We start from the raw sequence: 13,643 nt of genomic DNA, 5'->3' as shown, positions 1-13,643 counted from the left end.
TAGGGCCCTATTATTCCGGCACTTCAAACGACTAATTAACTTACATTTTGAGGAGGATTTTTCTAATGGGAAAAGCTAAATTTGATCGCTCTAAAACACATGCGAATATTGGTACAATCGGTCACGTTGACCATGGTAAAACAACTTTAACTGCTGCAATCGCTACAGTTCTTGCTAAAGCATCAGGCGGGGAAGCTCGTTCTTACGACCAAATCGATAACGCACCTGAAGAAAAAGAACGCGGTATCACTATCAATACTTCACACGTTGAGTATGAAACTGCTACTCGCCACTACGCACACGTTGACTGCCCAGGACACGCTGACTATGTTAAAAACATGATCACTGGTGCTGCACAAATGGACGGCGGGATCCTAGTAGTATCTGCTGCTGACGGCCCAATGCCACAAACTCGTGAGCACATCCTATTGTCTAAACAAGTAGGTGTTCCTTACCTAGTTGTATTCATGAACAAATGTGACATGGTAGACGACGAAGAACTTCTTGAACTTGTTGAAATGGAAGTTCGCGATCTTCTTTCTGAATATGACTTCCCTGGCGATGACATTCCTGTTATCAAAGGTTCTGCTCTTAAAGCTCTTGAAGGAGAAGCAGAATGGGAAGAAAAAATCATGGAATTGATGAACGCTGTTGATGAGTACATTCCAACTCCAACACGTGACACTGACAAGCCATTCATGATGCCTGTTGAGGATGTATTCTCAATCACTGGCCGTGGTACGGTTGCTACTGGACGCGTTGAACGCGGACAAGTTAAAATCGGTGACACTGTTGACATCATCGGTCTTACTGAAGAACCAAAAGCTACAACTGTAACAGGTGTAGAAATGTTCCGTAAATTGTTAGACTATGCTGAAGCTGGCGACAACATTGGTGCACTTCTTCGCGGGGTTTCTCGTGACGACGTACAACGTGGACAAGTATTGGCTAAACCAGGCACAATTACTCCACACACTGAGTTCACTGCTGAAGTTTACGTTCTTTCAAAAGAAGAGGGTGGACGTCACACTCCATTCTTCTCAAACTACCGTCCACAGTTCTACTTCCGTACAACTGATGTAACTGGTGTTTGTAACCTTCCTGAAGGCGTAGAAATGGTTATGCCTGGAGACAACATCGAAATGACTGTTGCTTTGATCTCTCCAATCGCTATCGAAGAAGGTACTAAATTCTCTATCCGTGAGGGTGGACGTACTGTAGGCGCTGGCGTCGTAGCTAAAATCACTAAATAATTTTATTAAGTGTTTGATAACCCCCGGTTTATCTTTTGATAAGCCGGGGGTTTTTTGCGTTCAAGAGCAGACATTGGTCTGCTCTTTTTTTGAATATAGGGTATATAATATATTGCATTCACAAATTTTTCACATAATTTTTTGTCTCTTTAAAAGCTTGGTGTTAAAGCATTGGAAACGCATACATAAAAAATCAATATTCAAAATAGACTAAAAACTTAGAAAAAGTCGATTGACACGCTTTAAAATAGGCGATATGATAACAACAATTTACAAGAGCACATAAGAATCTGATACACAGATCAATAAATCTTTTGGAGAAAGAAGTGGAAAGCATGGGAGAACAACTAATCTACATGAATGGTGAATTTGTTAGAAAAGAAGATGCTAAAGTTTCAGTCTATGATCACGGCTTCTTATACGGAGACGGAGTGTTCGAAGGAATTCGTTCTTATAACGGAAACGTCTTTCGATTAGAAGAACATTTAGAACGTCTTTACGATTCAGCAAAATCAGTCATGCTTGAAATTCCGCATACTTTCGAAGAAATGACTAAGTTAGTAGTTGAAACACTTCGGCGCAACGAATTGAAAGATGCTTATATCCGATTGATTGTTTCAAGAGGAGTCGGCAATCTGGGAATTGACCCGTTAACTTGTGCAAAGCCAAGTGTCATTGTCATTGCAGAAGCATTGTCATTATTTCCAAAAGCGCTATACGACAATGGCATTGAAATCGTTTCGGTGGCAACCCGCAGAAATCGTTCGGATGTGTTAAGCCCAAAAGTGAAATCATTGAATTACATGAACAATATTTTAGTGAAAATTGAAGCCAATCTGGCCGGTGTATCGGAAGCGCTTATGCTGAACGATCAAGGGTATGTCGCTGAAGGTTCGGCCGATAATATATTCATTGTCCGCAAGAACAAATTATTAACGCCTCCTGGTTATGTCGGAGCGCTTGAAGGAATTACCCGAAACGCCATTATGGAAGTTGCTGCACAAAAAGGCTATGAAGTTCAAGAAGGCGTCTTTACTAGACATGATGTGTATGTCGCTGATGAAGTGTTCTTAACAGGAACAGCTGCAGAAGTGATTGCGGTCATTAAAGTGGATGGACGAGTAATTGGAGACGGCAAACCGGGTCCGGTTACTAATGATTTACTTGTTTCATTCCGGGAACTGGTTCAGCAAGATGGAGTGAAAGTATACGCCGAACATTTAAACGCAGTTTAAGCAAATAAATAAAATTGCATAACGCCAACTCAATGACGAGGTTAAAGTTAATGGAAATTGTATTCACAGAGAGCCGGTACTGGTGGAAGCCGGCAATACTCCCATTCGCGACATCCCCTCTGAGTGGAGTGCTAAAAGGTTGATACTGATTAGGCATTCCCGGTAGCCGGTTCCATAAGGCTATCGTTAACAAAAGATAAGCCTAGCTTATCTGTGAGGCTGCGGTTGCGCGGCGAAATAGGGTGGTACCATGAAGCTTTTTCATCCCTATACAAAGAACAAGTTTCTTTGTGTAGGATGAAAAAGCTTTTTTTATTCTACTGAAGACATAATCCAAAAGGAGGCGGACAGAATGGGTGTAAATCTTAAAGTAAGAGAAGAAACAGAACAGAAGCTAAAAGGCAGCGGGGCGGATGTCCTGATTCAATCGTTGAAAGAACAAGGTGTTGAAGTCATTTTCGGTTATCCAGGAGGGGCTGTACTTCCCATTTACGATGCCTTGCATCGAAACCCCATCCGGCATGTGCTAGCGCGGCATGAACAAGGCGCCATCCACGCAGCTGAAGGATATGCCAGGGTATCAGGGAAAGCCGGAGTGGTAATTGCCACTTCAGGCCCTGGAGCGACCAATCTCGTAACAGGAATTGCAGATGCGATGCTCGACTCGTTGCCGCTGGTCGTCTTCACCGGACAAGTTGCCAGTACGGTCATCGGAACGGATGCTTTCCAGGAAGCGGACATTATCGGGATCACGCAGCCGATCACCAAGCACAATTACCAAGTGAAGAGCGTAGCGGATTTTCCGAGAATCATTAAAGAAGCCTTTTACATCGCTTCAACAGGGCGTCCGGGACCCGTCGTTGTAGACATTCCCAAAAACATCTCAACGGAAATGTTTTTAACAGACTATCCGCAGAATGAACAAGTGAATCTGCCGGGATACCAGCCGACAACCAAGCCGAATTACCTGCAGATCCAAAAAGCCTGCCAAGCGCTCTCGGAAGCGGAAAAACCATTAATCCTGGCAGGTGCGGGAATTCTAGCCGCTCAAGCAGCAGAAGAATTGCAGGCTTTTGCGGAACGCCACAAAGTTCCTGTCACAAACACCTTATTGGGCCTGGGATCTATCGGAGGCGACCACCCATTGTTTTTGGGAATGGCCGGGATGCACGGAACGTATACGGCCAACACGGCTATTTGCGAATGCGACGTACTCATTAATATCGGTGCCCGATTTGATGACAGGCTAACCGGAAACTTGGCGCATTTTGCACCGAATGCGAAAGTGATCCACATCGACATCGATCCAGCGGAAATTGGAAAAAATGTTCCCACCGCAATTCCCATTGTGGCTGATGCAAAAGAAGCATTGCAGGCATTATTAAAGCAAAGTTTTGAGTCTCCCGATACGGAAAGTTGGCTGCAGCGTTTATCAGCGAACCAAGAAGAATATCCGCTTCACTACAAAGCGGACAAAGAACGCGGAATTCTTCCTCAACAAGCAGTCGAATTGCTTCACCGCTTAACCGGAGGAGATGCGGTCGTTACGACGGATGTTGGGCAACATCAGATGTGGACAGCGCAGTATTACCGATTTAACCATCCGCATAATTGGGTGACGTCAGGCGGCTTGGGGACTATGGGATTCGGTTTCCCGGCAGCCATTGGAGCCCAATTGGCCAGACCGAATGAAACGGTCGTTGCGGTAGTCGGAGACGCCGGATTCCAGATGACGCTGCAAGAGCTGTCGCTGCTGCAGGAATTGCGCCTACCGGTAAAAGTGGTGATCTTAAACAATCAAAGCCTTGGCATGGTAAGGCAATGGCAGGAAACGTTTTACGAAGAGCGCTATTCCCAATCGTTGATTCATGTACAGCCGGATTTTGTGAAATTGGCACAAGCTTACGATATCGAAGGATACAAAGTGGAAACGATGGAACAAGCGGAGAAGGTATTTGCAGAAGCGTTTGCTTCAACCGGACCGGTGCTGATCGATTGCCGGGTGGTGCAAATGGAAAATGTTTATCCGATGGTTGCGCCAGGCAAGGGGCTGAATGAAATGATCGGAGTGAAAGGCGAATGAAGCGAGTGATAACAACAACGGTAATCAATCAAAGCGGCGTGTTGAACCGGGTGACCGGCTTGCTGATGAAACGGCAATTCAATATCGAAAGCATATCAGTCGGCCATACGGAACAGCCGGGAATGTCGAAGATGACCTTTGTCGTCAATGTAGAAGACAAAGGAAAGCTGGAGCAGCTATTGAAACAGCTTCAAAAACAGATTGACGTCATCAAAGTTCATGACATTACGGATAAGGCCATGGTGATGAGAGAACTGGCGATGGTGAAAGTGGTGTCGCCGCCTTCGGTCCGAAATGAGATTTACGCCATTGTCGAACCGTTCCGGGCAACAGTGGTCGATATGAGCAAGAATGTCACAACCTATCAAGTGGCAGGCGATCCGGAGAAAATTGAAGCATTCATTGATTTAATGAGGCCTTACGGCATTAAAGAAATCACCCGGACAGGCGTATCAGCGTTTGTACGGGAAACGCAAAAAGCGCAAACCGAACAAGTATCCATTCTTTAAAAAACCCAAACACTCGAGGAGGAAATTAAAAATGGCGAAAATGTATTATAACCAAGACGTAAACGAACAGGTATTAGAAGGAAAGACAATCGCAATCATCGGCTACGGTTCACAGGGCCATGCACATGCTCAGAACTTGAAGGAATCTGGATTTGATGTCGTAGTCGGTGTAAGACCCGGCAAATCATTCAAACAGGCGCAAGAAGACGGCATGAACGTAACGACGGTAAAAGAAGCGGCACAGGCAGCTGACGTGATCATGATCTTGGTGCCGGACGAGAAGCAGACGAAAATCTACAACGAAGAAATCAAACCGGCATTGACGGCTGGCAAATCACTCGTTTTCGCACACGGCTTTAACGTTCACTTCAATCAAATCGTCGCACCGGAAGATGTGGATGTCTTCTTGGTAGCTCCAAAAGGTCCAGGGCATTTGGTTCGCCGTACATACGAAGCGGGGGCAGGTGTACCAGCGTTGATCGCCATTCATCAAGACGTTTCAGGTCGAGCGCAGGAAGTGGCGCTGGCTTACGCCAAAGGCATCGGCGCAGCACGTGCAGGTGTATTGGAAACCACGTTTAAAGAAGAAACAGAGACGGATCTATTCGGAGAACAAGCCGTACTGTGCGGCGGAGTCACTTCACTTGTGAAAGCCGGATTTGAGACCTTAGTGGAAGCGGGCTATCAGCCGGAAGTTGCGTACTTCGAATGTATGCACGAATTGAAATTGATCGTCGATTTGATGTACGAAGGCGGACTATCCGGAATGCGCTACTCGATTTCAGACACTGCCCAGTGGGGAGATTTCGTATCAGGGCCTCGTGTAGTTGATGCAGCGACAAAAGGACGCATGAAAGATGTCTTAACGGATATCCAGACAGGAAAATTCGCCAAAGGCTGGTTGCTTGAAAATCAATTGAACCGCCCGGAATTCACGGCTATCGAAAAAGCGGAAGAAAATCATCAAATCGAACAGGTTGGCCGAGTGCTTCGCGAAATGATGCCATTCGTCAACGAAGGCAAAAAGACAAAAACAAAAGAGGTGGTCGCCAGTGCGCAGAATTGACATCTTTGATACAACGCTACGGGACGGAGAACAGTCGGCTGGGATCAACTTGAATACTGCTGAGAAAATCGAAATCGCCCGCCAACTCGAACGTTTTGGCGCAACGATCATTGAGTCAGGATTTCCAGCAGCTTCACCAGGAGATTTCGATGCAGTCCAGCGCATCGCAGGAACAGTAAAAAATTCAATCGTGACGGGCTTGGCCCGTTCGGTTGAAAGTGATATTTCCACTGCATGGGAAGCGTTGAGAGGCGGCGAACAGCCGCATGTCCATATCTTCCTGGCAACGTCACCGATCCATATGGAACATAAATTGATGAAAGCGCCGGAACAAGTCATTGAGACGGCCGTAGCTTCTGTGAAGTACGCCAAGCAGTTCTTCCCGCTGGTGCAATGGTCGGCAGAAGATGCTTCCCGTTCCGAACCTGAATTTTTGGCCCGCATTATCCGGGAAGTCATTAAAGCAGGTGCCACAACAATCAACATTCCGGATACAGTGGGGTATGCGACGCCGCAAGAGTACGGCGCATTGTTCCGCTATATTACGGAAAACGTGGTCGGCATTGAAAACGTCAAGCTGTCGGCTCACTGCCATAATGATCTTGGGATGGCGACGGCGAACACGCTGGCCGCTATTGAAAACGGCGCGACTCAAATCGAAGGAACAATCAATGGCATCGGTGAACGGGCAGGAAACGTGGCACTCGAAGAAATTGCCGTAGCTCTTCATATCCGCAAACAAGTGTATGGTGTCGAAACGGATATTAACTTAAAAGAAATCAAGCGCACCAGCCAATTGGTCAGCCAATTGACCGGCAGCATTATTCAGCCGAACAAAGCGGTGGTCGGCAAAAATGCTTTTGCCCATGAATCGGGCATCCACCAGGACGGCATGCTGAAAAACCCGTTGACTTATGAAATTATTACGCCGGAATTGATTGGCGATGCGAAAACCGAATTAGTGCTCGGCAAGCATTCCGGCAGACACGCATTCAAAGACCGTGCACTTAAAATGGGCTTTGAATTGAGTGAAGAAAAGTTGAAAAAAGCCTTTGTGGAATTCAAGAAACTGGCGGATCGCAAAAAAGTCATCGTGGAAGATGATTTGCTTGTTTTGCTGACTGACCAGCAAATCAATGACAGCGAAATTCCGGTCTACAAATTGGAAAATGTCCAAGTGCATTACGGAACAGCGAATATCCCGACAGCAACCGTTTCTGCTTATCAGCCGAACGGAGAGCTGGTGACAGAAGCCGCCACAGGCGCCGGTTCAGTTGAGGCGATATTCAACACCTTAGAGCGTATCGTTGCCGGTGAAGTCCACATTCTGGATTACCGGGTCACATCGATCGGCAAAGGCCGCGACGCACTGGGTGAAGCAGTGATCAATATGACGTATGACGGCGAAACCGTCACGGGACGCGACGTCGCACAAGATGTATTGGAAGCAACAGCAAAAGCTTACTTGAATACAGTGAATCGCCAATTGGTGAAGACAGGGCAGAAAGTAAAAGTGGCAGTGGTCTAAAAACGGATGAATCGAAAGAGGAGGAATTTAAAATGAAAAAAACAATAGCGGTATTGCCAGGAGACGGAATCGGACCAGAAGTAACAGATGCGGCGGTACAAGTGCTGCAATCCATCGCAATGCGTTATGGACATACTTTTCATTTGAAACACGCGTTGATCGGAGGCAGTGCAGTCGATGCACATAATAACCCGCTGCCTGACGAAACCATTGCCGCATGCGAGGCAAGCGACGCAATTCTCCTCGGTGCAGTCGGAGGTTCGAAATGGGACCAGAACCCAGGGCATCTTCGCCCGGAGAAAGGTTTGTTGAACATCCGCAAGCATTTCGATTTGTTTGCGAATATCCGGCCAGTCAAAGCGATTCCCGCCTTGCTTGGTTCATCGCCATTAAAAGAAGAAGTGGCGAAAGAAGTGGATATGGTCATTGTGCGTGAGCAGACAAGCGGGTTGTACTTCGGAGAGCCGAAGCGCCGGACGGAAAAAGCGGGTGTCGATACACTCGTCTATACACGGGATGAAATCGAGCGGATTGTCGATCAGGCATTTGAAATCGCGCGTGGGCGCAGAGGCAAAGTAACGTCGGTCGATAAAGCGAATGTATTGGAAACAAGCAAGCTATGGCGTGAAGTGGTAGAAGAGCGAAAAGCGTTTTATCCCGATGTCGAAGTCGAACACATGCTGGTTGATTCTGCTGCGATGAAATTGATCACTGATCCGCGGGCATTCGATGTTATGGTGACGGAGAATATGTTCGGTGATATTTTGAGTGATGAAGCGTCCGTTATCACCGGGTCGCTTGGCATGCTGCCATCAGCCAGTGTCCGGTCAGACGGTTTCGGCCTTTACGAACCGGTACATGGTTCGGCGCCGGATATCGCCGGCCAGAACAAAGCCAACCCTTCAGCAGCTATTCTTTCGGCAGCGATGATGCTGCGCTATTCATTCGGTATGCATACCGAGGCGGCAGCGATCGAAGAAGCGGTGATGAGCGTATTGGAAGATGGTTATTGCACAGGCGATTTGTCCAGCGCGGGCAAACAAGTGGTATCCACTGAGCGATTTGTTACAAAAGTGGTTGAAGAATTGGAAAGAGAATTGGTGTCAGAGCACATCATGTATTCTTACGTGTGATCGGGAGGAGCGGTTCGGATGGCAAAAACGATTATTGAAAAAATTTGGGAACAGCATATTGTATACGAAGAGCAGGGAAAACCGGACCTGCTTTACATCGATCTTCATTTATTGCATGAAGTAACGTCTCCACAAGCATTTGAAGGGCTAAGATTGAATGGCCGGAAGGTGCGGCGTCCGGATTTATGCTTTGCGACAATGGACCATAACGTCCCGACGCGCAACCGCGACAAGATTACGGATCCGATTTCCCGCAAGCAAATTAAAACACTGCAGGAAAACTGCGAAGAGTTCGGCGTTCCGCTTGCGGGCATCAATCATCCGGATCAAGGGATTGTCCATGTCATCGGACCGGAACTTGGGCTGACACAACCTGGCAAGACGATAGTTTGCGGAGACAGCCATACCTCTACACATGGAGCATTTGGCGCTTTGGCATTTGGAATCGGGACGAGTGAAGTGGAACATGTGTTATCGACACAGACGCTTTGGCAATCCAAACCGAAAACGATGCAAATCCGGATTGACGGTGAACTGGGCTTCGGGGTTGCTGCGAAAGATGTCATCCTGGCCATCATTGCGAAATTCGGCGTTGATATGGGCACCGGCCATATTGTTGAATATACGGGAGATGCGATCCGTGCACTATCGATGGAAGAACGCATGACCATCTGCAACATGTCGATTGAAGCAGGTGCACGTGCAGGCTTGATCAGCCCGGATGACACGACGATTGAATATATGAGGGGCCGCCGGTATGTACCGCAAGGAGAAGCGTTTGAGGAAGCGGCAGCTGGTTGGCTGGCACTGGCAACGGATGAAGGTGCTGCTTATGATGTCACGCATACCATCCATGCAGACGAGATTTCTCCTTTTGTCACATGGGGGACCAATCCGTCAATGGGTTCCGGCATTGCCGAACACGTGCCTTATGCATCGGACTACGAAGATCTGGCTGACCGGGAAGCGTTAAAGCAGGCGTTGAACTATATGCAGTTAGAAGAAGGGGCTCCGTTGTCTTCGATTGAAATCCAGCATGTCTTTATCGGATCGTGCACCAACGCCCGCATCGGCGACTTGCGCGCAGCGAGTGCCATTGTGGAAGGGAAAAAAGTGCATCCTTCGGTAACAGCCATTGTGGTGCCGGGATCGGAAACGGTAAAACGTGCAGCAGAAGCGGAAGGCTTGGATAAAATCTTCCTGGCAGCAGGGTTTGAATGGCGCGAAACGGGATGCAGCATGTGCTTGGCGATGAATGAAGACTCCGTGCCGGCAGGAGAGCGCTGTGCCTCTACTTCGAACCGGAACTTCGAAGGGCGACAAGGAGCGGGATCGATGACGCATTTGGTCAGCCCGGTCATGGCAGCCGCAGCAGCCATTGAAGGCCGCTTGACGGATGTCCGCAATTATATGAAAGAACCTGTGCCGTCAGCATGAGGGGAATGGACAAGGAGGCAATGCGATGAAGCCCATCAATAAAATTAAAAGCGTCTTAACGCCGCTTGACCGAAAAAATGTAGATACCGACCAAATCATTTCCAAAGAGTTCTTGAAGCGGATTGAACGCACGGGATTCGGCCAATACTTGTTTTATCATTGGCGTTTCCATCCGGACGGTTCACCAAGAGAAGACTTCGTTCTGAATGACCCTCGCTTCAGCGGCTCCGAAATTTTAGTTGCACAGGAGAACTTCGGCTGCGGCTCTTCACGCGAACATGCCCCGTGGGCCATCCAAGATTATGGTTTTAATGTAGTTATTGCACCGAGCTATGCAGATATCTTCTATAATAACTGCGTCAAAAATGGCATCCTGCCAATCCGCTTAACAGAGGATCAAGTAGATGAGCTGATTCAAAAAGGGCAAAAAGCGCCTTTTGGACTGCAAGTCAATTTGGAAGAGCAAACGGTGACTGCGGAAGACGGCAGCCGCTATGAGTTTGCAATCGACCCTTACTGGAAAGAAATGCTGCTGAAAGGCTGGGATGAGATTGCCTTGACGTTCCAGTACGATGATTACATCACCGCTTATGAGCAGCAACAGCAACAGCAACAATAATCATATAATAGAAAGTGAAATCCTTCGCTCGCATGCGGAGGATTTTTTTTATTGCCCCGAGCGGCAACTGAACTTCTCTTTTGTTTTCTGACTTTTTCTAATTCCGGCAAACTCAGGGTTTGGTATTGACATCCTTTTGGCATTTTGTTAATTTTAACAGTGTACTTTAACGCTTTAGCACACTAAAGGAGATAATTAATTATGAATGCAGTAATAATTGCCGTCCTGGTCATGCTTGTTTTGAGCTTGCTCCGCGTCAATGTGGTGTTTGCCTTGTTGATTGGAGCACTGGCGGGCGGACTGAGCGGCGGCTTGTCACTTATGGATACAGTAACAGCTTATACAGAAGGTTTAGGGGCAGGGGCGACGATTGCGCTCAGCTACGCAATGCTCGGCGGATTTGCCGTTGCCATTTCACGGACGGGCATACCTGAACTGCTCGTTGCAAAAGTTTTGAAGCTCGTAAACAAAGAAGGGAAAGCGACAAGAGAAAACCTGGCGAAAGCTTTGGTGATTTTCGCCTTGCTTTTCATGGCAATTTTATCGCAGAATGCCATTCCGATTCACATTGCCTTTATTCCGTTATTGGTGCCGCCGATTTTGCACATCTTGAATGAGCTGCGGATTGACCGACGCCTGATCGCTTCGGTGCTGACGTTCGGATTGACCGCACCTTATATTTTATTGCCATACGGCTTTGGGTTGATCTTCCATGAAATCGTTGCTACGCAGATGGAGCTCGCCGGATTGCCGATCGATATGGCGGACATTCCAAGAGCTATGGCCATTCCGGTTGCGGGCATGGCTGTAGGATTAGCAGTGGCTGTGTTTATCTCTTACCGGAAGCCGCGTGACTATCACACGAAAGCAACTACTACTATAGAAGAAACTCAAACAAGAACGGCTTCAACAAAAGACGTCCTCGTGACGCTCGTTGCGCTGGCTGCCGCGTTGTATGGCCAGATCCAGACAGATTCGATGATTATCGGAGCGCTTGCGGGCATCCTGGTGCTGTATGTCTTTGGTGCAATGAAATGGCGTGAGGCTGACGATGTGCTGACTGCCGGTATGCGCATGATGGCCTTCATCGGATTTGTCATGATTTCAGCGAACGGTTTTGCGTCCGTTATCCAGGCGACAGGAGCGGTCGAGCCGCTTGTTGAGAGTGTCGCCGATCTATTTGCAGGCAACAAAGGCGTTGCTGCACTCGTCATGCTAATTGTAGGCCTGCTCGTAACGATGGGCATCGGGTCATCGTTTGCAACCATCCCAATCATCGCTGCAATCTTTGTGCCGCTGAGCATGGAGTTCGGATTCTCGACTCTTGCCATCATTTCATTGATTGGAACAGCAGGTGCGCTAGGGGACGCCGGGTCGCCGGCATCCGACTCGACACTCGGGCCGACAGCGGGGCTGAATGTCGATGGCCAGCACAATCACATCTGGGATACATGCGTGCCGACCTTCCTGCACTACAATATTCCGTTGATTGTTTTCGGCTGGATTGCTGTCATGTTATTGGGATAAGAAAAAAATGTTCGGACTATTTGCTTGAGAGTTGAATATCTAAAATATCCTGTTATACTAATAAAAGCGAATCAGAAAGAATTTCGTGGAAAGCCTTGCGGAATTCTTTTTTCTTATGTATAATGGTGAATGTTGGTCTTTGACTGCGATGAAGCGAGAGGTTACCGATACACCCGGCCGCTTTGCCATGGCGAGTGATTGGAAAATTTTCGTGGAGAATGTCTATCCAAAATAGGCGAAAAGGAGGGAAAGTAATGGCAAAACAGAAAATTCGTATCCGTTTGAAAGCATATGATCACAGAGTACTTGATCAGTCTGCTGAGAAAATTGTAGAAACTGCAAAACGTTCAGGTGCAAGTGTATCGGGTCCAATCCCGTTGCCAACTGAAAAGTCGGTCTACACAATCTTGCGTTCAGTGCACATTTACAAAGACTCACGCGAGCAATTTGAAATGCGCACACACAAACGCTTAATCGATATCGTTAACCCTACTCCACAAACAGTGGACGCGTTAATGAAATTAGATTTACCATCAGGCGTCGACATTGAAATCAAACTTTAATCGGCAAACGAAATAGAAAAACACAAATAATCACAGGAGGTGTGACAACATGACCAAAGGAATCTTAGGTAGAAAAATCGGTATGACGCAAGTTTTTGCTGAGAACGGTGATTTAATCCCTGTAACTGTAGTTGAAGCTGCTCCAAACGTAGTGCTTCAAAAGAAAACAGTTGAGGTTGACGGCTACGAAGCAATCCAGTTAGGTTTTGAAGACAAGCGCGAAAAGCTTTCTAACAAACCTGCTAAAGGACACGTAGCAAAAGCGAACACTGCTCCTAAGCGCTTCATTCGCGAACTTCGCAATGTAAACTTAGCTGATTACGAGATTGGTCAGGAAGTCAAAGTAGATGTATTCGCAGAAGGCGATGTAGTAGATGTTACAGGAACAACAAAAGGTAAAGGTTTCCAAGGTGTTATTAAACGCCACGGACAATCACGCGGGCCAATGGCTCACGGTTCACGTTACCACCGTCGTCCTGGTTCAATGGGTCCGGTTGCTCCTAACCGCGTATTCAAACAGAAGAAATTGCCTGGTCAAATGGGTGGAACGACAATTACGATTCAAAACCTTCAAATCGTTAAGGTTGATACTGAACGTAACTTGCTTCTAATCAAAGGTAATGTTCCTGGTTCACGCAAAGCATTGCTACGCGTTAAATCAGCTATCAAATCGAAATAATATTTTTTTAG

Annotated in this window: 11 protein-coding genes and 1 pseudogene; all 12 read left to right on the top strand. The window is 47.2% G+C overall.

Annotated features, from left to right (window positions below; translation table 11 throughout):
* Nucleotides 1–65 precede the first annotated feature (65 nt).
* Nucleotides 66–1,253 (top strand): elongation factor Tu, encoded by a 1,188-nt coding sequence (tuf, locus tag HU147_RS17230; protein WP_036803876.1) that lies wholly within the window; start codon nucleotides 66–68, stop codon nucleotides 1,251–1,253.
* Between the two features lie 335 nt (nucleotides 1,254–1,588).
* Nucleotides 1,589–2,488: a branched-chain-amino-acid transaminase gene (ilvE, locus tag HU147_RS17225; protein ID WP_224077351.1), complete on the top strand. Its 900-nt coding sequence runs from the start codon at nucleotides 1,589–1,591 to the stop codon at nucleotides 2,486–2,488.
* A gap of 352 nt (nucleotides 2,489–2,840) precedes the next feature.
* Nucleotides 2,841–4,571: an acetolactate synthase large subunit gene (gene ilvB, locus HU147_RS17220; RefSeq protein ID WP_224077350.1), complete on the top strand. Its 1,731-nt coding sequence runs from the start codon at nucleotides 2,841–2,843 to the stop codon at nucleotides 4,569–4,571.
* Nucleotides 4,568–5,080 (top strand): acetolactate synthase small subunit, encoded by a 513-nt coding sequence (ilvN, locus tag HU147_RS17215; RefSeq protein WP_036803882.1) that lies wholly within the window; start codon nucleotides 4,568–4,570, stop codon nucleotides 5,078–5,080. The genes ilvB and ilvN overlap by 4 nt, the downstream gene beginning before the upstream one ends.
* 22 nt (nucleotides 5,081–5,102) lie before the next feature.
* Nucleotides 5,103–6,146, top strand: a pseudogene (ilvC, locus tag HU147_RS17210) (ketol-acid reductoisomerase); the annotation flags it as partial.
* Nucleotides 6,133–7,674 (top strand): 2-isopropylmalate synthase, encoded by a 1,542-nt coding sequence (locus HU147_RS17205; RefSeq protein WP_224077348.1) that lies wholly within the window; start codon nucleotides 6,133–6,135, stop codon nucleotides 7,672–7,674. The pseudogene ilvC and the gene HU147_RS17205, both read left to right, overlap by 14 nt.
* A 32-nt stretch (nucleotides 7,675–7,706) precedes the next feature.
* The gene (gene leuB / locus HU147_RS17200) at nucleotides 7,707–8,807 is read left to right on the top strand and encodes a 3-isopropylmalate dehydrogenase (RefSeq protein ID WP_224077347.1); all 1,101 of its coding nucleotides are present in this window, start codon (nucleotides 7,707–7,709) and stop codon (nucleotides 8,805–8,807) included.
* A gap of 18 nt (nucleotides 8,808–8,825) precedes the next feature.
* The gene (gene leuC / locus HU147_RS17195) at nucleotides 8,826–10,244 is read left to right on the top strand and encodes a 3-isopropylmalate dehydratase large subunit (protein ID WP_224077346.1); all 1,419 of its coding nucleotides are present in this window, start codon (nucleotides 8,826–8,828) and stop codon (nucleotides 10,242–10,244) included.
* Between the two features lie 25 nt (nucleotides 10,245–10,269).
* On the top strand, nucleotides 10,270–10,863 hold the full coding sequence (gene leuD / locus HU147_RS17190) for a 3-isopropylmalate dehydratase small subunit (RefSeq protein WP_224077345.1): 594 nt from the start codon (nucleotides 10,270–10,272) through the stop codon (nucleotides 10,861–10,863).
* Between the two features lie 201 nt (nucleotides 10,864–11,064).
* A complete protein-coding gene (locus tag HU147_RS17185; protein WP_224077344.1) occupies nucleotides 11,065–12,390 on the top strand; it encodes a Na+/H+ antiporter family protein in 1,326 nt (441 codons plus the stop codon).
* Between the two features lie 254 nt (nucleotides 12,391–12,644).
* Nucleotides 12,645–12,953 carry a 30S ribosomal protein S10 gene (gene rpsJ / locus HU147_RS17180; protein ID WP_036803896.1) on the top strand — a complete coding sequence of 103 codons (309 nt, stop codon included), beginning with the start codon at nucleotides 12,645–12,647 and terminating at the stop codon, nucleotides 12,951–12,953.
* Nucleotides 12,954–13,002: 49 nt separating this feature from the next.
* Complete coding sequence (rplC, locus tag HU147_RS17175; RefSeq protein ID WP_036803897.1) at nucleotides 13,003–13,632, top strand: 50S ribosomal protein L3; 630 nt, start codon at nucleotides 13,003–13,005, stop codon at nucleotides 13,630–13,632.
* The last annotated feature ends 11 nt before the right edge of the window (nucleotides 13,633–13,643 follow it).

The sequence above is a fragment of the Planococcus chinensis genome, assembly GCF_020071995.1.
Taxonomy (GTDB): domain Bacteria; phylum Bacillota; class Bacilli; order Bacillales_A; family Planococcaceae; genus Planococcus; species Planococcus chinensis_A.
The sequence above is the reverse complement of the archived record's forward strand: the minus strand, read 5'-3'. Positions and strand labels throughout refer to the sequence as shown.